The organism is Methylobacterium aquaticum (assembly GCF_001043915.1).
Lineage (GTDB): Bacteria > Pseudomonadota > Alphaproteobacteria > Rhizobiales > Beijerinckiaceae > Methylobacterium > Methylobacterium aquaticum.
In genome coordinates this window covers 33,721-50,059 of record NZ_LABX01000029.1, presented here as the reverse complement: position 1 = coordinate 50,059, position 16,339 = coordinate 33,721, and the positions used below count along the sequence as shown (strand labels likewise).

18 protein-coding genes are annotated in these 16,339 nt (G+C 71.1%); 9 read left to right on the top strand and 9 right to left on the bottom strand.

Annotation, left to right across the window (positions count from 1 at the left end; genetic code table 11):
* On the bottom strand, positions 1 to 191 hold a 191-nt coding region (locus VP06_RS37840), incomplete at its 3' end, for a transposase (protein WP_425350883.1).
* 122 nt (positions 192 to 313) lie between these two features.
* A complete protein-coding gene (locus tag VP06_RS03795) occupies positions 314 to 769 on the bottom strand; it encodes a cupredoxin domain-containing protein (protein ID WP_048462505.1) in 456 nt (151 codons plus the stop codon).
* Between the two features lie 199 nt (positions 770 to 968).
* On the opposite strand from VP06_RS03795, the gene VP06_RS03790 reads away from it, so the two are divergent.
* The 4 genes from VP06_RS03790 (at position 969) to VP06_RS03775 (ending at position 3,929) form a co-directional block, all read left to right on the top strand.
* Complete coding sequence (locus tag VP06_RS03790) at positions 969 to 1,757, top strand: VOC family protein (protein WP_048462504.1); 789 nt, start codon at positions 969 to 971, stop codon at positions 1,755 to 1,757.
* Between the two features lie 142 nt (positions 1,758 to 1,899).
* Positions 1,900 to 2,373, top strand: coding sequence for a DUF2721 domain-containing protein (locus tag VP06_RS03785; protein ID WP_197093126.1), 474 nt, complete (start codon positions 1,900 to 1,902; stop codon positions 2,371 to 2,373).
* Between the two features lie 68 nt (positions 2,374 to 2,441).
* Positions 2,442 to 2,894: a PRC-barrel domain-containing protein gene (locus VP06_RS03780; protein WP_048462503.1), complete on the top strand. Its 453-nt coding sequence runs from the start codon at positions 2,442 to 2,444 to the stop codon at positions 2,892 to 2,894.
* A gap of 84 nt (positions 2,895 to 2,978) precedes the next feature.
* A complete protein-coding gene (locus VP06_RS03775) occupies positions 2,979 to 3,929 on the top strand; it encodes a hypothetical protein (protein WP_048462502.1) in 951 nt (316 codons plus the stop codon).
* 3 nt (positions 3,930 to 3,932) lie between these two features.
* Here the strand turns inward: VP06_RS03775 and VP06_RS03770 are convergent, their stop codons facing one another.
* Positions 3,933 to 4,298 carry a hypothetical protein gene (locus VP06_RS03770; protein WP_048462501.1) on the bottom strand — a complete coding sequence of 122 codons (366 nt, stop codon included), beginning with the start codon at positions 4,296 to 4,298 and terminating at the stop codon, positions 3,933 to 3,935.
* 174 nt (positions 4,299 to 4,472) lie between these two features.
* Between VP06_RS03770 and VP06_RS03765 the strand changes: the two genes are divergently transcribed.
* Positions 4,473 to 5,147 carry an HAD family hydrolase gene (locus VP06_RS03765; protein WP_197093125.1) on the top strand — a complete coding sequence of 225 codons (675 nt, stop codon included), beginning with the start codon at positions 4,473 to 4,475 and terminating at the stop codon, positions 5,145 to 5,147.
* A 75-nt stretch (positions 5,148 to 5,222) separates the two neighbouring features.
* Positions 5,223 to 6,359 carry an alpha/beta hydrolase gene (locus VP06_RS03760; RefSeq protein WP_425350882.1) on the top strand — a complete coding sequence of 379 codons (1,137 nt, stop codon included), beginning with the start codon at positions 5,223 to 5,225 and terminating at the stop codon, positions 6,357 to 6,359.
* A 12-nt stretch (positions 6,360 to 6,371) separates the two neighbouring features.
* Here VP06_RS03760 and VP06_RS03755 read toward each other — a convergent pair whose 3' ends face one another.
* On the bottom strand, positions 6,372 to 7,070 hold the full coding sequence (locus VP06_RS03755; RefSeq protein ID WP_245291032.1) for a GntR family transcriptional regulator: 699 nt from the start codon (positions 7,068 to 7,070) through the stop codon (positions 6,372 to 6,374).
* 68 nt (positions 7,071 to 7,138) lie between these two features.
* Positions 7,139 to 7,690, bottom strand: coding sequence for a cupin domain-containing protein (locus VP06_RS03750; protein WP_048462499.1), 552 nt, complete (start codon positions 7,688 to 7,690; stop codon positions 7,139 to 7,141).
* A 164-nt stretch (positions 7,691 to 7,854) separates the two neighbouring features.
* Here VP06_RS03750 and aptA point away from each other — a divergent pair, with 164 nt between their 5' ends.
* The 3 genes from aptA to VP06_RS33600 all read left to right on the top strand — a co-directional run bounded on the left by aptA (position 7,855) and on the right by VP06_RS33600 (position 12,312).
* Complete coding sequence (aptA, locus tag VP06_RS03745; RefSeq protein WP_048462498.1) at positions 7,855 to 9,186, top strand: omega-aminotransferase AptA; 1,332 nt, start codon at positions 7,855 to 7,857, stop codon at positions 9,184 to 9,186.
* A gap of 140 nt (positions 9,187 to 9,326) precedes the next feature.
* Positions 9,327 to 10,823: a CoA-acylating methylmalonate-semialdehyde dehydrogenase gene (locus VP06_RS03740; RefSeq protein WP_048462497.1), complete on the top strand. Its 1,497-nt coding sequence runs from the start codon at positions 9,327 to 9,329 to the stop codon at positions 10,821 to 10,823.
* Between the two features lie 679 nt (positions 10,824 to 11,502).
* Positions 11,503 to 12,312 (top strand): GGDEF domain-containing protein, encoded by an 810-nt coding sequence (locus VP06_RS33600; protein ID WP_197093124.1) that lies wholly within the window; start codon positions 11,503 to 11,505, stop codon positions 12,310 to 12,312.
* A gap of 202 nt (positions 12,313 to 12,514) precedes the next feature.
* Here the strand turns inward: VP06_RS33600 and VP06_RS03730 are convergent, their stop codons facing one another.
* From VP06_RS03730 to VP06_RS03715, 4 genes are read right to left on the bottom strand one after another with little or no spacing between them, the layout of a single operon-like run.
* Positions 12,515 to 13,330, bottom strand: coding sequence for an ATP-binding cassette domain-containing protein (locus VP06_RS03730; RefSeq protein WP_048462496.1), 816 nt, complete (start codon positions 13,328 to 13,330; stop codon positions 12,515 to 12,517).
* Positions 13,327 to 14,148: an ATP-binding cassette domain-containing protein gene (locus VP06_RS03725; RefSeq protein WP_197093123.1), complete on the bottom strand. Its 822-nt coding sequence runs from the start codon at positions 14,146 to 14,148 to the stop codon at positions 13,327 to 13,329. Before VP06_RS03725 ends, VP06_RS03730 begins: the two co-directional genes overlap by 4 nt.
* Complete coding sequence (locus VP06_RS03720) at positions 14,148 to 14,996, bottom strand: ABC transporter permease (protein ID WP_048462494.1); 849 nt, start codon at positions 14,994 to 14,996, stop codon at positions 14,148 to 14,150. The genes VP06_RS03725 and VP06_RS03720 overlap by 1 nt, the downstream gene beginning before the upstream one ends.
* Positions 14,993 to 15,937, bottom strand: a complete 945-nt coding sequence (locus VP06_RS03715; RefSeq protein ID WP_048462493.1) for an ABC transporter permease — start codon at positions 15,935 to 15,937, stop codon at positions 14,993 to 14,995. The genes VP06_RS03720 and VP06_RS03715 overlap by 4 nt, the downstream gene beginning before the upstream one ends.
* Between the last annotated feature and the right edge of the window lie 402 nt (positions 15,938 to 16,339).

Sequence of the window (16,339 nt, the reverse complement as noted above, 5' to 3'; positions counted from 1 at the left end):
ATGACCTCCTGAAGGCTGTAGGTCCGTGGCCTGCCGGTCCCTTGAGCGACCGGTAGGAGGGGTTCCAATTCGCGCCATTCGTCTGGCGTCAGATCACTCGGGTATCTCTGGTTGCGGCGATCGTACCGCGGTCTGTTCTCTTTGGTCCAAGCCACGGCCGAGCCATCAAGCCATTCACGACGTGCTGCCATTCCGCATAACCTTGAAATATACTGATGTCACCCTTTCCGAACGGACTCTCAGCATCTTGGGCCGATGGTATGACACGGCAGGTCGCAGCACCGGGGGAGAAAACATCGCCTCCCCACCCCCCTCATTTCGCCGGATCGACCAGCGTCAGCTTGCCGGTGAACGGCTGGTCCTGCTTCGTCGTCGCCGTGCAGCCATAGGTGTACTCGCCCGGCGCGATGGTGCGCAGGCGGATCTCGCCCTTGCCGTTGGCCTTGACCAGATAGGCGTCGTTGCTCGCCACGTGGACCACGTCGCCGTCGTGGTGCAGCACATTCTTGTTCTGGAAGATCTGCGGCGCGGTGAGCGACACTTGCATGGTCGACTGGTTGGTCACGTGCAGGTCGACGTTGCTCTGGGCCGGCAGGCGCAGCTCGGCGGGGGCGCAGCGTGGCACACCGTTCTCGGCGGTGATCGTCACCTCGACCGGCGGCATCGCGTCGGTCTTCGGCGGCGGCAGGTCGTTGGCGGCATGCGCCCCGCCCGAGACGGAGATGGCGAGAAGAGCGGCAGCCAGGGCGGCGCGGGCGGGGATCGGCATCGGGATGTCCTCTCGTGAGGGGGGAACGAAGTCGAGGCCAGAACGCCAGGTTGCGCCCGATGTTTCCTTGACCGCGACCCGATGCCCGGAGTCGGGCACCGGATCGCCCGTCGAGGTCGCCGCCGCGGCGCAGGCCGCCTATAGCGGTGCTCATCCAGAGGCGGGCGTCAGCCGCCCGGCCGCCGAAAGAGGATCGCTCATGCTCACCCTCGACCATCTCGTCATCGCGGTCGCCGATCTCGACGCCGCCTTCGCGGATTACGCGAGCCTCGGCTTCACGGTGATCCGCGGCGGCGAGCACCAGAACGGGATCACCCACAACGTGCTGGTGGTGCTGGAGGACGGCGCCTATCTCGAACTGATCGCCTTCCGGACACCCGAGCCCGGCAACCGCTGGTCCGAGGTCACTCACCGGGCCGGCGAAGGTTTTCTCGATCACGCGCTCCTGCCCGGCGACATCGACGCCGACGTGGCGGCGGCGCAAAGGCGCGGGCTCGACATCGAGGACCCGGTGCCCGGTGGCCGCTTCCGGCCGGACGGTGCCCGCCTGGACTGGAAGACCGCCCGGGCGCCCGGCTCGGACGTGCCGTTCCTGTGCGGCGACGTCACGCCCCGGAGCCTCCGCGTGCAGGAAGGCGACGTGCGCCGCCACGATAACGGCGTCACCGGGATCCGGTCGCTCACCGTGGCGGTGCGCGACGCCGCGGCGTCCCGCGCCCGCTACGCCGCCCTCCTCGGCACCGGGGCCGATGCGCCGATCGTCGAGGCGGAGATCCTGGGCGAGCCGGCCCGCGCCGTCACCCTGCCGCTCGGGCCCGCCACCACCGTCACCCTGGCGAGCCCGGCAGGCACGGGCGGCGCCTTGTCCGAAGCCCTGGCGGCGCGCGGCGAGGGCCCGGTGGCCGCGGTGTTCCGGGCCAGCCGCGACGCGGGCGAGCTCGACCGGCGGCTGACCCACGGCGCGCGGCTCGCGATCGCGGCGGGCTGATCCGCCCCTGCCCTTCATCGTGCCGCCGTTCCGCGGCGGCACCTGTCATAGCGGAAACCGCGATGCGGCGCCCCGCCGGGACCGCCGCGCGCTCTTGCCCGTGGCAGATCCGTCCACCTCCTCCCTCCCGTGCCTCCCCCGCATGATCCCCATCGCCGATCCGTCCCAGGTCGATTCGATCGCCCACATCATCCAGGTGGCATTGACACCGGTCTTCCTGCTCTCCGGCATCGCGACGCTGCTCAACGTCTTCTCGACCCGGCACGCCCGTGTCGCCGATCAGGTCGAGAAGCTGTCTGACCGCGCCAGCGAGCGGCCCGGCGACCAGGCCCGGCTCCGGGACCTGCGCCGGCGCAGCCTCGCCCTCGACGTGGCGGTGGTGATCGCGGCGCTCGGCGGCGTCGCGATCTGCGGCGCGGTGCTGACGCTGTTCGTCGGCACCCTGCGGGACGCCGCGGTGGCGAGCGTGCTGTTCTGCCTGTTCGGCGCCGCAATCGTCTGCACCCTGGCCTCGCTCGCCGCCTTCGCGGTCGAGATGATGCTGGCGAGCCGCACCGTTCGCACCGAGGTGGCCGAGCAGCAGCAGGAGGACGAGAAGGAAGAGACGGGGCGCTGACGGCGCGGAACCGTCGCGGACGAGGCCGGTTCCCCGAGGAACCCGTCCCTCGATCCCGGAGCCCGCCAATGCCGACCGAACTCCCGCAGAATCGCGTCTCGCCCAACGAGCGCTCCCTCCGCGAGTCCGGCACGATGCAGCTCGACCCGTCTGGCGACGGCCTCGCCCTCGACGAGACCCGCCGGCTGATCGCCTCGAACAAGGTCGAGGGCACCGCCGTCTACGACCGCAAGGGCGAGCATCTCGGCAGCGTCTACAACTTCATGGTCGACAAGGTGACGGGGCAGGTCGCCTACGCGGTCCTGTCCTTCGGCGGGTTCCTGGGCTTCGGCGAGAGCTACCACCCGGTGCCCTGGAAATCCTTGACCTACGACCTGCGCCTCGGCGGCTACGTCATCGACATCGACGCCGACACCATGGCCGGCGCGCCGCGCCACGGCCCGGGCGAGGACCCGTTCACCGATCCGGCCTATGGCGGACGCCTCGACGATTATTATGGCGGGCGCGCCCCGACGGTCTAAAGCTCTGCTCGTCCCACCCGCGCCTCAGAATGAGGTTGCGGGTCGGAGGAGCACCAGAACGACCCAACGGGCTGCGAGGCGGCTGTGACGGAGGCGGCGAGGAACGAGCAAGACCCGCCCGTTGGCGAGGTCGCCCGCGGGGCGGGCTTCGCGGTGGCGCCCGGCACCGCCAAGCGCCCCGGCGTGCTGGTGGCGATGCCGTTCGACCGCGCCTTGCTGGCCCGCTTCAAGGAGAATTTTCCGACCGCCCGCTGGCGGCGCAAGCTGCGGCGCTGGTTCGTGCCCGGCACCACCGCCGAGCAGCGGGCGGACGCCTGGATTGCCCGGGAGATCTCGGCCCTCGACGCCTATGGCGACGACAAGGGCCGTGACGCCTACGCCTTCGAGCCGCTGGACAGCTCCTACCTGACGGCGGAGCCCGAGGCGCTGCTGGTCCGCACGCCCTATTCGCGCACGGTCGTCGAGACCCTGCGCACCATCCCGTTCGCCGCCTGGACGCCGGAGATCCGGGCCTGGCGGGTGCCCTGGCGCTCCTACGAGGCGCTGAAGGAGGCGTGGGCCGTGATCGAGGAGGCCGCGGCCGCTAACGAGCCGGCGGCGCGGCGGGCCCGGCGCGAGGCCGCCCGCGACCCCGCCGCCGAGGCGGAGCGACGGCGCCGCCGCCACCCGGTGCCGCGGGGCGACGCCCCGCCGCTCGGGGCGGCGGTGGAGGTGGCGGGGGCCGGCGTCGTGGTGTTCGAGGCCCTCGACGACGCCCCCATCACGGAGACCGAGGCGCTGGCCCACTATCCGGCGATCACCGCGCCGGGCCCCCTGGTCTGGGGCTGGTGGCGGATCCCGACACCCGCGGAGATCGCCGGGACGATGCCGGCGGCAGCACCCGACGCCCCCGGCCGCGGCTGGTGGCCGGCGACCCGCACCGGCCTGGAGGAGCGCCGACGGCGCCTGCGCGAGACCGCGCGGGCGCAGGCGACCCGAGCCGCGAAAGCGCACGCGAAGGACGCCGCCGCGGAGTCCGGTCCCGCCAGGCCGTGAGCTTTAGAACTTGCCGCCGAGCCCGACCGACCCGCCCGACCCCATGGTGGGCGCCAGGCCGCTGCTGCTGCTGCTCGGACCGCCCTCGCCCTCGATGTCCTCGCGGCGGATGCGCCGGGGCTGGGCGCTCGAAGCGTCGCCGGCGCGGGTGTTGCTCGGAACGTTGAGGCGGCGGGTCGGCTCGGTGGCCGCCTGGGCGAGGTCGCCGCTGCTGCGGGCCGGCAGCTTCACGTCGCCGCGCAGGGAGGGCGGCGGGCCGACATCGCCCGCCGGGAGCACGCCGCCGACCTGGCCGAGGGGATTGTTGATGCAGCCGCCCGCGAGCGCGGCCACGGCCACGACGAGGCAGGCTCTGGACAGGACGGACATCGGCAACTTCCCGGGTTTCCTGAGGGCCGCCCCGCCGGCAGGCGGGGAACGGCGTTGACGAACCTCTAACGGCCGGGGCGCCCGAAGGCCAGCCGCACCGGCCGCAGCCGGGGCGGAACCCCAGCGCTTTGCCGGGCTTTCGTGCTCGGCTGCCACAGACGATTGAGTCCCGCCATGATCCGCAACCTGATCTTCGACATCGACGGGACCCTGCTCGACAGCGTCGACCTCCACGCCGCGGCCTGGGCGGAGGCGTTTCGGAACTTCGGCATCGATGTCGCGCCGGAGGCGGTCCGCGGCCAGATCGGCAAGGGCGGCGACCAGTTGATGCCGGTCTTCGTGCCCAAAGACCGCCTGGAGCGCGAGGGCGAGACAATCGAGACATTCCGCTCGGCGCTGTTCAAGGAGAGATACCTGCCGAAGGTCCGGCCGTTTCCCGGCGTGCGGGCGCTGTTCGAGCGTCTGAAGGCGGAAGGCCACGTCCTGGCGCTCGCCTCCTCGGGCAAGGCCGAGGAGGTGGACCGCTACCAGGAGATCGCCGGCATCCGCGACCTCGTCGACGTGGCTACCCATTCCGACGAGGCCGAACGCTCGAAGCCGCACCCCGACATCTTCGAGGCGGCGCTCGCCCGGCTCGGCCGCCCGGCACGGGGCCAGGCGATCGTGATCGGCGATTCGCCCTACGACGCCGAGGCCGCCGTGCGGGCCGGGCTGCCGGTGATCGGCGTCCTGTGCGGCGGATGTCCCGAGGCGCGCCTGAGCGAGGCCGGCTGCACCGCGATCTACCGCGACCCGCAGGACCTGCTCGACGGCTATGCGGTCTCGCCCCTGCGGCGGGGGCTGCCGTAGGCGGGGCCATCTTGCCGGACGGCACCCGGCATGCGACTCGTGCGGGCGATTCCACGCTGACAGGACTTGCGCCCCTTGCCCGGCCCGCGCCGCCTTGCCGCCCTGCTTCTGGCCGTCGCGCCGCCGACGGCCGTCCTCGCGCAGCAGCCGCCGGCCCCGACCGCCGACGCCTCCGACTTCGCCCGCCTGGAGGCGGCCCAGAACGCCGCCAATGCCGCGCCCGGCCCGCGCACCGTGCCGAACCGGCGCATCCCGGTGCCGGGCACGGTGAGCCCCGAATTCCAGGCGGCGATCGCCGCGCCCTACCGGGTGCCGGCCTGGAACGCCGATCCGGGCAGCGCGGCGGAGTGGAAGGCGCTGGTGGCCAAGCTCGCCGCCCAGACCGCCGCGCCCCTGCCGGCCCTGCGCGAGCGCCTCGGCGTCGTCTCGACCCCGGAGGTGATCGGCGGCGTCAAGGCGTGGATCATCGCCCCGAAGGTGGTGCCCGAGCGCAATCGCCACCGGCTGCTGGTCCACATCCACGGCGGCGGCTACGTCTACAACCCGGGCGAGGCCGGCACGCTTGAAGCGGTGCTGATGGCGGCCTTCGGCGGCTTCACGGTGATCTCGTTCGATTACCGCATGCCTCCGGACGCGCCCTACCCGGCGGCGATGGACGACGCCATGGCGGTGTGGAAGGCGGCGCTGGCCCTTCAGCCGGCCGAGAACATGGCGGTGTTCGGCACCTCGACCGGCGGTGGCATGACGCTCGCCCTGATGCTGCGGGCCAAGCGCGAAGGGGTGCCGCTCCCGGCCGCGATCGCGCCGGGCACGCCCTGGTCCGACCTGACCGAGACCGGCGACAGCTACAAGGCCAACGAGTGGCTGGACAACGTCCTGGTCTCCTATGACGGCGTCCTGACGCATGCGGCCCGGCTCTATGCCGCCGGGCACGACCTGCGCGACCCCCAGCTCTCGCCGATCTACGGCGACCTGCGCGGCCTGCCCCCCACCATCCTGACCACCGGCACCCGCGACCTCTTTCTGTCGAACACCGTGCGGACCCACCGCAAGCTGCGCCAGGCCGGGGTCGAGGCGTCGCTCCAGGTGTTCGAGGGCATGAGCCATGCCCAGTACCTGTTCAACCCGGACGCGCCGGAGACCCGCGAGGTCTTCACCGAGATCGCCGGCTTCCTCGACAAGCATCTGGGCACGGTGGGAAAGACGCCGTAAGCGGGCAACGCCTCATCCGCCGGTCGCCGACTTGCGATAGATCTCCACCAGCGAGCGTCCCGCATGCTCGACATGGATCCGCAGCAGGTTGGCCGCCGCCACGACCTCGCCCGCCTCGCACAAATCGAGGATCGTGGTGTGCTCCATGTCGGCGCGGGCGACGTCGCCGGTAACGGAGAGTTGCAGGCGGGTCGGACGGTCGCAATCCTGGAGCAGGGCCGCGACGATGGCGAGGGAGCGCGGCCGGCCGGCATGGCGCAGCAGGCCGAGATGGAAGCGCCGGTTCAACTCGCCCCAGTTCTCGACCTGGCCGGCCTTGAGGGCGGCGCTGTACTCGTCGCGCAGGGCGCGCAGCTCCGAGACGTCGTCGGGCGTCAGGTGGCGGGCCGAGAGGATCAGCAATTGCGGCTCGAGGGAGACGCGGAGCTGGAAGATGTCCTCGATCTCCTCGACCGAGAGCCCCGAGACCACCGCGCCGCGATGCGGCACGATCTTGACGAGGCCGCCGGCCTCGAGTTGCAGCAGCGCCTCGCGGATCGGGATCCGGCTGATGCCGAACTCCTCCGCCAGGGCGTCCTGGCGCAGCTGGAAGCCCGGCGCCAGGGCCCCCGAGAGGATGCGCTGCCGCAGGGCCTCGGCCACCGCCGCCGAGACCGTGCGGTGGCCGAGGCTCCCAGGGACGGATCGGGCCCCGCCCGCGCGCGCCGTCACCGCCATGCTCTCCACTCCACCGGTTCACTCGAACGCATATTGTATACGATCTGGGATTGGCAAGCGGTTCAGAAGGTCGGCGGCGTGCAGGCGCTCACCACCTCGCAGGGATTCGGGCCGACGCAGCGGAAGCGGTGCGGCCGGCGGCTGGAGAAGTAATAGGCATCGCCCGGCCCGAGCACCCGGCGCTCGTCGTCCACCGTCACTTCGAGCCGGCCCGAGAGCACGATGCCGCCCTCCTCGCCATCATGGACCAGCGGCACGCGGCCGGTATCGGCGCCGGGCTCGTAACGCTCCTTGAGCAGTTGCAGGGCGCGGCCGAACAGCGTGTCGCCGACCTGCCGATAGGAGATCCGGCCCTTGCCGATCTCGACCAGTTCCTCGCTGGCGTAGAACGCCTTCTCGCTCCGCTCCGGCGTCAGGGAAAAGAACTCGGCGAGCCCGATCGGCACCGCGTCGAGGATGCGCTTGAGGGCGCCGACCGACGGGTTGGTCTGGCCCGATTCGATCAGCGAGATCGTGGAATTCACCACCCCGGCGCGCTTGGCCAGTGCCCGCTGCGACAGGCCGTGCAGGATCCGCACATGGCGCAGGCGCGCGCCCACTTCGTCGTTGGTCACGCCGGGTCCCCTGTTGAGGCTGTTGCGGATCAGGCAACACCCTACCGTCACGGCACGGTCCGTCAAAGGGTTGCCGGGAGAGAGAAAAGGACTTGTTGCCGTTGCCGGAACGGTCTTGTCTGGCGCCGACACCGCCCCCGCATGACCCGCAGGAAAACCCCGCCATGAACGCCCATCCGCCGCGCCTCAACCGCCCGAGCCTCGACGCCTACTGGATGCCGTTCACGGCCAACCGCCAGTTCAAGGCGGCGCCGCGCCTCCTCGTCTCGGCCGAGGGCATGCACTACACGGCCGATGACGGGCGCACCGTCCTCGACGGCACCGCCGGACTGTGGTGCGTCAATGCCGGCCACGGCCGGCGCCGCATCGCCGAGGCCGTCGAGCGCCAGCTCTCGACCCTCGACTACGCGCCCTCGTTCCAGATGGGCCACCCGATCGCCTTCGAGTTCGCCGAGCGCCTGGCCGCCATCGCCCCGGGCGGCGCCCTCGACCGGGTGTTCTTCACCGGCTCGGGCTCGGAATCGGTCGATACCGCGCTCAAGATCGCGCTCGCCTACCAGCGCGCCATCGGCCAGGGCACCCGGACCCGGGTGATCGGGCGCGAGCGCGGCTATCACGGCGTCGGCTTCGGCGGCATCTCGGTCGGCGGGCTGGTCAACAACCGCCGGATGTTCCCGCTGCTGCCGGGCGTCGACCACCTGCGCCACACCCACGATCTCGCCCGCAACGCCTTCGTGCAGGGCCAGCCCGAGCACGGCGCCGATCTCGCCGACGACCTCGAGCGGCTGGTGGCGCTGCACGGCGCCGAGACGATCGCGGCGGTGATTGTCGAGCCGGTGGCAGGCTCGACCGGCGTTCTGGTGCCGCCGAAGGGCTACCTGGAGCGCCTGCGGGCGATCGCCACGAAGCACGGCATCCTGCTGATCTTCGACGAGGTCATCACCGGCTTCGGCCGCCTCGGCGCGCCCTTCGCCACCGACTATTTCGGCGTCACCCCCGACCTGATCACCACCGCCAAGGGGCTGACCAACGGCACGATCCCGATGGGCGCGGTCTTCGCCACCCGGGCGGTGCACGACGCGCTGATGCACGGGCCGGAGGGCGCGATCGAGCTGTTCCACGGCTACACCTATTCGGGCCACCCGGTCGCCTGCGCGGCCGGCCTCGCCACCCTGGAGATCTACGCGGAGGAGGATCTTCTCACCCGCACGACTCAGGTCCAGGCGCATTGGCACGACGCGATGCACGCCTTGCGCGACGGCCCGAACGTGATCGACATCCGCACCATCGGCCTCATCGCCGGGATCGAGCTGGAGCCGCGCGCCGGGGCGCCGGGGGCCCGGGCCTACGACGTCTTCACCGACTGCTTCGAGAAGGGCCTCTTGATCCGCGTCACCGGCGACATCATCGCCCTGTCGCCGCCGCTGATCGCGGAGCGCGAGCACATCGACACCATGGCGTCGATGCTGGGCGAGGCCCTGCGGCGGGCGGCGTAACGCCGTCCCCCCGACGACCTGAATACCGACGCTCGTCCTCCCTCGGCATCACTCCGGGCTCCCCCTGCACGGGTCCGGAGTGACGCGGAGGGTGGGGCGAGACGCGCATCGATCCAGAGAACCGGAACCTCAGAACCACCATGACCACCATCGGACACTTCGTCGGCGGCGCCCAGGTCGCGGGCCGCTCCGGCCGCACTGCGCCGGTCTTCAACCCGGCCACCGGCGAGCAATCGGGCACCGTCGCGCTGGCGAGCGCCGACGAGGTCGCGGCGGCCGTCGCCGCCGCCCGCGCCGCCTTCCCGGCCTGGGCCGCCACGCCGCCGCTTCGCCGCGCCCGCATCCTCAACCGTTTCCTGCGCCTCCTCGAGGAGCGCATCGACGAGCTGGCCGCGGTGATCACCGCCGAGCACGGCAAGGTGCTCTCCGACGCCAAGGGCGAGATTCAGCGCGGCATGGAGGTGGTCGAGTTCGCCACCGGCGCGCCCCAGCTCCTCAAGGGCGAGATCACCGAGAATGTCGGCACGCGGGTGGATTCCCACTCCCTGCGCCAGCCGCTCGGGGTGGTGGCCGGCATCACGCCGTTCAACTTCCCCGCCATGGTGCCGATGTGGATGTTCCCGGTCGCGCTGGCCTGCGGCAACTGCTTCGTGCTGAAACCCTCCGAGCGCGACCCCTCCGCCGCCCTGGTGCTGGCCGCGTGGCTCAAGGAAGCCGGCCTGCCCGACGGCGTGTTCCAGGTGATCCAGGGCGACAAGGAGGCGGTCGACGCGCTTCTCCACAACCCCGACATCTCGGCCGTGTCCTTCGTCGGCTCGACCCCGATCGCCAAATACATCTACGAGACCGCGGCGCGGACCGGAAAGCGCGCCCAGTGCCTCGGCGGGGCCAAGAACCACATGGTGGTGATGCCCGATGCCGACATGGACCAGGCGGTCGACGCCCTGATGGGCGCCGCCTACGGCTCGGCCGGCGAGCGCTGCATGGCGATCTCGGTGGCGGTGCCGATCGGCGAGGAGACCGCCGACCGGCTGATCGAGAAGCTGGTCCCGAAGGTCCGCGCCCTCAAGGTCGGGCCCGGCACCGACCCGGAGGCCGAGATGGGCCCGCTGGTCACCGCGCAACACCGCGACAAGGTGAAGGGCTACATCGATCGCGGCGTGGCCGAGGGCGCCGAGCTGGTGGTCGACGGCCGCGGGCTGACGCTGCAAGGCTACGAGAACGGCTACTTCGTCGGCGGCACGCTGTTCGACCGGGTGACCCCGGACATGACGATCTACCGGGAGGAGATCTTCGGGCCGGTTCTGGCGGTGGCGCGCGCGCCCGACTACGCGACCGCGGCGCGGATGATCAACGAGCACGAGTTCGGCAACGGCACGGCGATCTTCACCCGGGACGGCGATGCGGCGCGGGAATTCGCGCACCAGATCCAGGTCGGGATGGTGGGGATCAACGTGCCGATCCCGGTGCCGATGGCGTTCCACTCCTTCGGCGGCTGGAAGGCGTCGCTGTTCGGCGACCATCATATGCACGGCCCGGAGGGTGTGCGGTTCTACACCCGGCTCAAGACCATCACGACCCGTTGGCCCACCGGCATCCGCGCCGGCGCCGAGTTCGTGATGCCGACCATGCGCTGACAGGCCCAAGCGGACTCCGCAACGGCGGTCGCCGGTTTTGCGGCAACGATCCGCGACCGATCCAGAGTCCACGCGGACGCGGCGTTGGCGTGCCAATGCACGTCCGCCGAGAGCCGTTTTCCGACGCAGGGAAACCGGCTCGCCATAGACCATGCGGCACAATCAACACCGTCGAGCAGCGTCCGATGGCGACGCGGTCAGGCGCGGCTCCAGAAAACCACGCCCGGGCGGATCCCCGATCCGCCCGGCGACCGGACCGCAGCGTCCGGTCAAACCGCTCCTTGCGACCGGCGGTCCGGCCGGGGCGACGGCGCCGGGCTCACGGCGAGATCAACCGCAGCCTGGTTGAGCCTTTCCTGGTCACACAGCGCACATTTCTGGCAGCCCCCATTCCCCCAACCACGCCGTATACCTGAGACTCCGAGCATGACGAATTTTGCTTGATATTTATTAATTATGTCGTTCATACCCAGATAAATTGCAACCGCCTGTCGGCTGCACGGCCAGATAACGAGTAAAACGCCGATTTATTCTTGCACGCAATCTTGTCAAGCGATATACCGCTGAGGGAGGGACGACAGTCGACGTGACAGAGGCGGCACCAGGTTCGCGCCTCGCGTGCAGCCTTGGACCACACGGGATGCGCTCGCAGATCGTCCCAATCCGGGGGCCGCGTCGCATGATCTCCGTCGGTATGGTCGTCGATCTCCTGTCGGTGGCCATCGCATCGCAAGCGCTCGTGCCGTTGCGGGATGTCGCGCGGCTGACGCGGGATCCGGCGGTGAAGCGTGGCTGGCACGCGCTGATCGCGGCGGTGATCGCGTGCATGCTGGCGATTACCGTCGGGGCGTTGCGGGACGCGGACGCGCCTCTCGACATCGACGCGGCGATGCATCTCTTCGTGCATGTCGTCGGCATCTCGATCGTGACGGCGCTCGCCCGCCTGGCGCGGCGAACGGCACAAGACGTCATCCGCCTCGCCGCCTTCGAGGCCCAGGCGTTCACCGATGGCCTGACCGGCCTCGGCAACCGCCGCCTGTTCACGGCGCGCCTGGAGGAGGAGACCGCCCGCTCCCGGGAGACCGGCGCGCCCCTGTCCCTGATCATGCTCGACATCGACCACTTCAAGCGGATCAACGACACCTACGGGCACGCGAACGGGGACGTGGTCCTCAGGCGCATCGCGGATGCGGTGATGGCCGGGATGCGCAACGCCGACACGGTTTGCCGGATCGGCGGCGAGGAAATGGCGATCATCATGCCGCGGATCGATCCTGCCCAGGCGGCGGAGATGGCCGACGCGCTGCGCGCCGCGGTCGGCGCGATGGCGGTGCCGATGGGTGACGGCCGCACGATCACCGCCACCGTCAGCCTCGGCTTCGCCACGCGGCAGCCGGAGGAAAGCGGCGACTCGCTGTTTCGACGGGCCGACGCCGCGCTCTACGCCGCCAAGCGCGGCGGCCGCGACAGGCTCAGCCGCGCGGCCTGACGACGGGCAGAAAAAAGGCCGCCCCTTGCGAGGCGGCCCGAAGTCTAGGGAGGAAACGCCCAAGAAGGGCAGCACCGCCGCGACGCCATCGCGGCGGTGCATGAAATCGTTTTCACATACCGCACTGCACAAGGCAAGCCGCGTGATCGACGGGGCGCCATGCACCACCGACATGGCGCGTCGTCCGGGGGCGACTCTCCCCTCACGCCCGGCGCCGCCGCTGCCCCAAGCCCGCGAGGGTCGGCTCGGCGGCGAGCAGGGTGCGGGTATAGTCCTCGCGGGGATGGTCGAGCACCTCGCGCACCGTCCCGGTCTCGACGAGCCGCCCGGCCTGCATCACCCCGACCCGGTCGGCGATCTCGTCGACGACGCCGATATTGTGGGTGATGAACAAGACGGTCAGGCCGTGCCGGTCGCGCAGGGACAGGATCAGGCGCAGGATCTGCGCCTGGATCGACAGGTCGAGGGCCGAAACCGCCTCGTCAGCGACGACGAGTTTCGGGTTCGTGATGAGCGCCCTGGCGATGGCGATGCGCTGGCGCTGGCCGCCGGAGAATTCGTGCGGATAACGCTCGGCGGCGTGTGCCGGCAGCCCGACATCCTCCAGCGCCCGGACGACCAGGGCGGTGCGATCGCGGCCCTTCGGGGCGTCGTCGAGGAGGTGGAGCGGCTCGGCGACGATGCGGCCGACCGAGTGGCGCGGGTTGAGCGAGCCGTAGGGGTCCTGGAAGACCATCTGGACATCGCGGCGCTTGCGCGCGAGCGCCTTGGGCGACAGCGCGAACAGATCGTCCCCGCCGAGCCGCACCGTGCCGCCGGTCGGCCGGTCGAGGGCCATGACGATGCGGGCCAGCGTGGACTTGCCGCAGCCCGATTCGCCCACCACGGCAAAGATGCTGCCCGCCTCGACGGCGAGGCTCACGCCGTCGACGGCGCGCAAGGACCGGGTGGCACCGCCCTTGGCCCGCAGGACGTAGTCGCGGGTCAGGTTCTCGATCGCCAGAAGCGGGCCGGTCATCGGGCGCCTCCGGCGAGAGCGGGGTCCTCGCCCAAGCCCGCCCGGACCCGGCGCGGCAGCGCGGCGATCAGGTCTCGGGTGTAGGGCGCCGCGGGATGGCGCAAAACCCTCTCGGTCGGCCCCTCCTCGATCGCGCGTCCGCGGCACATCACCAGCGTCCGATCGGTGCTGCGGGCGATGACCCCAAGATCGTGGCTGATCAGGATCAGCGACAGGCCGAGATCGGCCACCAGCTCGTCGAGGATGTCCAGGATCTCCTTCTGCACCGTCACGTCGAGGGCCGTGGTCGGCTCGTCGGCGATGAGCAGGTCGGGCTTCAGCGCGAGCGCGATCGCGATGCCGACGCGCTGGCGCTGGCCGCCGGACATCTCGTGCGGGTAGCTGTCGATGCGCCGCGCGGAATCGGGGATCCGCACCCGGTCGAGGAGGCGCAACGCCTCCGCCCGCGCCTCGGCCCGGCCGGTTCCGCGGTGCAGGCGGATGCCTTCCGCGATCTGCTCGCCCGCCGTCATGGCGGGGTTGAGGGCCGTCATCGGCTCCTGGAAGATCATGCCGATGCGCCGGCCGCGCAAGGAGCACAGTTCCCTCTCGCCCATGCCCAGGATGTTCTTGCCGTCGAGCAGGATCTCGCCGGAGGTGCGGGCGCTCTTCGGCAGGAGCCCGATGGTGGCGAGTGACAGCATCGACTTGCCGGAGCCCGACTCGCCGACGATGCCGAGGCTCTCGCCGCGGCCGACCTCGACCGAGACGTCCTCGACGACGCGGGCCTCGGCCCCGGCGCGCGGGAAGGCGATGGAGAGGTGGCGGATCGCGAGCATCAGGTCGCCTGCCGGCGGCGCGGGTCGAGGCGGGCGGCGAGCCCGTCGCCCAGGAGGTTGAGGCCGAGCACCGCGGCCGCGATGGCGAGGCCGGGGGCGAGGGCGAGGTGGGGCGCCTGGAGCAGGTAGGTCTGCGCTTCGGCGAGCATCCGCCCCCAGGTCGGGGCCGGCGGCGGCAGGCCCAGCCCGAGGAAGCTCAGGCCCGCCTCGGTCAGGATCGCCATGGCGAGCTGGATCGTGACCTGGACGATGACTTGGGCCGAGATGTTGGGCAGGACGTGTTCCAGGGTGATCCGTGCCGTGCCCTTGCCGGCCATGCGGGCGGCCATGATGTAGTCCCGCGCCCAGATCTGCATCGCCGCGCCGCGGCTGACCCGGGCGAAGACCGGGATCATGAACACCCCGATGGCGACGATGGCGGTGAGTGCGCCCGGCCCGAGCAGCGCGCCGAGCATGATCGCCGACAGGATCGGCGGCAGGGCGAACAGCGCGTCGCAGATCCGCATCAGCACCGCGTCGAGCGTGTGGTTCGCGGCAGCCGCGACGCCGGCCAGCGTGCCGAGCACCGCCCCCAGGCCCACCGCCGCGAAGGCGGTGGTGAGGGAGTTGAAGGCGCCCCGCATCAGCATCGAGGCGACGTCGCGCCCGAGCTGGTCGGTGCCGAGCAGGCCGGAGACCAGCGGGGCCTTCAGCTTTTGCAGGATCCGCATCCGGGCCGGGTCGGCGGGGGTCCAGACCAGGGAAGTGAGGGCGATCCCGACGAGGAGGGCCGTCAGGATGCCGCCGACGAGGAGCGGGACGCTGCCGGGACGCCAGCCGCGCCGGAGCTTCACGGCGCGGGCCGTCATGCGCGCCTCCTCAGGCGGGGATCGACGACCGTGTAGAGCAGGTCGACCCCGAGATTGACCACGATGACGACGGTGGCGAACACCATCACGACGTTCTGGATCACGATCAGGTCGCGCTGGGCCAAAGCCTGCCAGGCGAGCCGGCCCATCCCGGGCAGGGTGAACACGTTCTCGACCAGCACCGCGCCGCCGATCAGGAACGAGATCTGGAGGCCCAGCATGGTGATGACCGGAACGAGCGCGTTCGGCACCGCATGGCGCCACAGGGCGCGGGAGACCGAGGCCCCCTTGGCCCGGGCGGTGCGGACGAAATCCTCGTTCATCACCTCGACCACCGAGGCCCGGGTGACCCGCGTCAGCACCGCCGATTGCGGGATGGCGAGCGCGAGGGCAGGCAGCACCAGGGCGCGCAGACCCGCCGCGGGATCGCCCCAGCCAGGAAAGCCGCCGGCCGGCAGCCAGCCGAGACCGAGCGCCACCACCATGATGAGCAGGAGCCCGATCCAGAAGTTGGGCACCGCGATGCCGGCCTGCGCGTAGAGGGTGGCGGCGCCGTCCGCCACGCCCCCGGGCCGGGCCGCCGCGGTGACGCCGAGCGGCAGCGCGATGGCGACGGCGACGAGCACCGCCAGCCCGGTGAGCGGCAGCGTCACCGCCAGCCGCTCCCGGATCAGGCCACCCACCGGCACGCCGTAGGTGGTGGACGTCCCCATATCGCCGACGACGAGCCCGCCGAGCCAGCGCAGGTAGCGCAGCACGGCCGGCGCATCGAGGCCCATCTGGGCCCGCAGGGCCGCGAGGGTCTCGGGCGTCGCCGAGGTGCCGAGCATCGCCGAGGCTGGATCCCCCGGCACGATTTCCATCATGCAGAAGACCAGGATCGAGATCAGCAGGAAGGTGACGCCGAAGCCGGCGGCGCGGCGGGTGAAGTGCCTCAGCATGGTGGGAGTCTCGAAGCCGATTCTACCTGTGCGGATTGCGGTGCCCCTGCCGATGCCATCCCACCCGCGGCCTCATCCTGTGATGCTGCCGCGGGCGGCAGCCTCGAAGGAGGCCCCCGGAACTCTCCGCGATCGCTGGAGCCCTCCTTCGAGGCTCCGCGATCTTCGCTCGCTCCGCACCTCAGAATGAGGTCCGATTGGGATCAACCCGGTCGATCAAGTCATACCGACGGCCCAGGATGCTGACGCATCGATTCGATCTCGGGCAGGCCCGAGATCGACAGGGCCGCTGACCCATCTCGAATCGTCGATGCCAAGCGCAGATGTCCCGGACCTTGGCCGTGGCGACAATGCGAGAGGGAACCAAAGGTCGTCTTCTTTCGACCGGTGGTATCAATCAGG

Coding starts and splice junctions, on each gene's coding strand:
- VP06_RS03795 (WP_048462505.1), bottom strand. CDS start 769: ATGCCGATCCCCGCCCGCGCCGCCCTGGCTGCCGCTCTTCTCGCCATC.
- VP06_RS03790 (WP_048462504.1), top strand. CDS start 969: ATGCTCACCCTCGACCATCTCGTCATCGCGGTCGCCGATCTCGACGCC.
- VP06_RS03785 (WP_197093126.1), top strand. CDS start 1,900: ATGATCCCCATCGCCGATCCGTCCCAGGTCGATTCGATCGCCCACATC.
- VP06_RS03780 (WP_048462503.1), top strand. CDS start 2,442: ATGCCGACCGAACTCCCGCAGAATCGCGTCTCGCCCAACGAGCGCTCC.
- VP06_RS03770 (WP_048462501.1), bottom strand. CDS start 4,298: ATGTCCGTCCTGTCCAGAGCCTGCCTCGTCGTGGCCGTGGCCGCGCTC.
- VP06_RS03765 (WP_197093125.1), top strand. CDS start 4,473: ATGATCCGCAACCTGATCTTCGACATCGACGGGACCCTGCTCGACAGC.
- aptA (WP_048462498.1), top strand. CDS start 7,855: ATGAACGCCCATCCGCCGCGCCTCAACCGCCCGAGCCTCGACGCCTAC.
- VP06_RS03740 (WP_048462497.1), top strand. CDS start 9,327: ATGACCACCATCGGACACTTCGTCGGCGGCGCCCAGGTCGCGGGCCGC.
- VP06_RS33600 (WP_197093124.1), top strand. CDS start 11,503: ATGATCTCCGTCGGTATGGTCGTCGATCTCCTGTCGGTGGCCATCGCA.
- VP06_RS03730 (WP_048462496.1), bottom strand. CDS start 13,330: ATGACCGGCCCGCTTCTGGCGATCGAGAACCTGACCCGCGACTACGTC.
- VP06_RS03725 (WP_197093123.1), bottom strand. CDS start 14,148: ATGCTCGCGATCCGCCACCTCTCCATCGCCTTCCCGCGCGCCGGGGCC.
- VP06_RS03720 (WP_048462494.1), bottom strand. CDS start 14,996: ATGACGGCCCGCGCCGTGAAGCTCCGGCGCGGCTGGCGTCCCGGCAGC.
- VP06_RS03715 (WP_048462493.1), bottom strand. CDS start 15,937: ATGCTGAGGCACTTCACCCGCCGCGCCGCCGGCTTCGGCGTCACCTTC.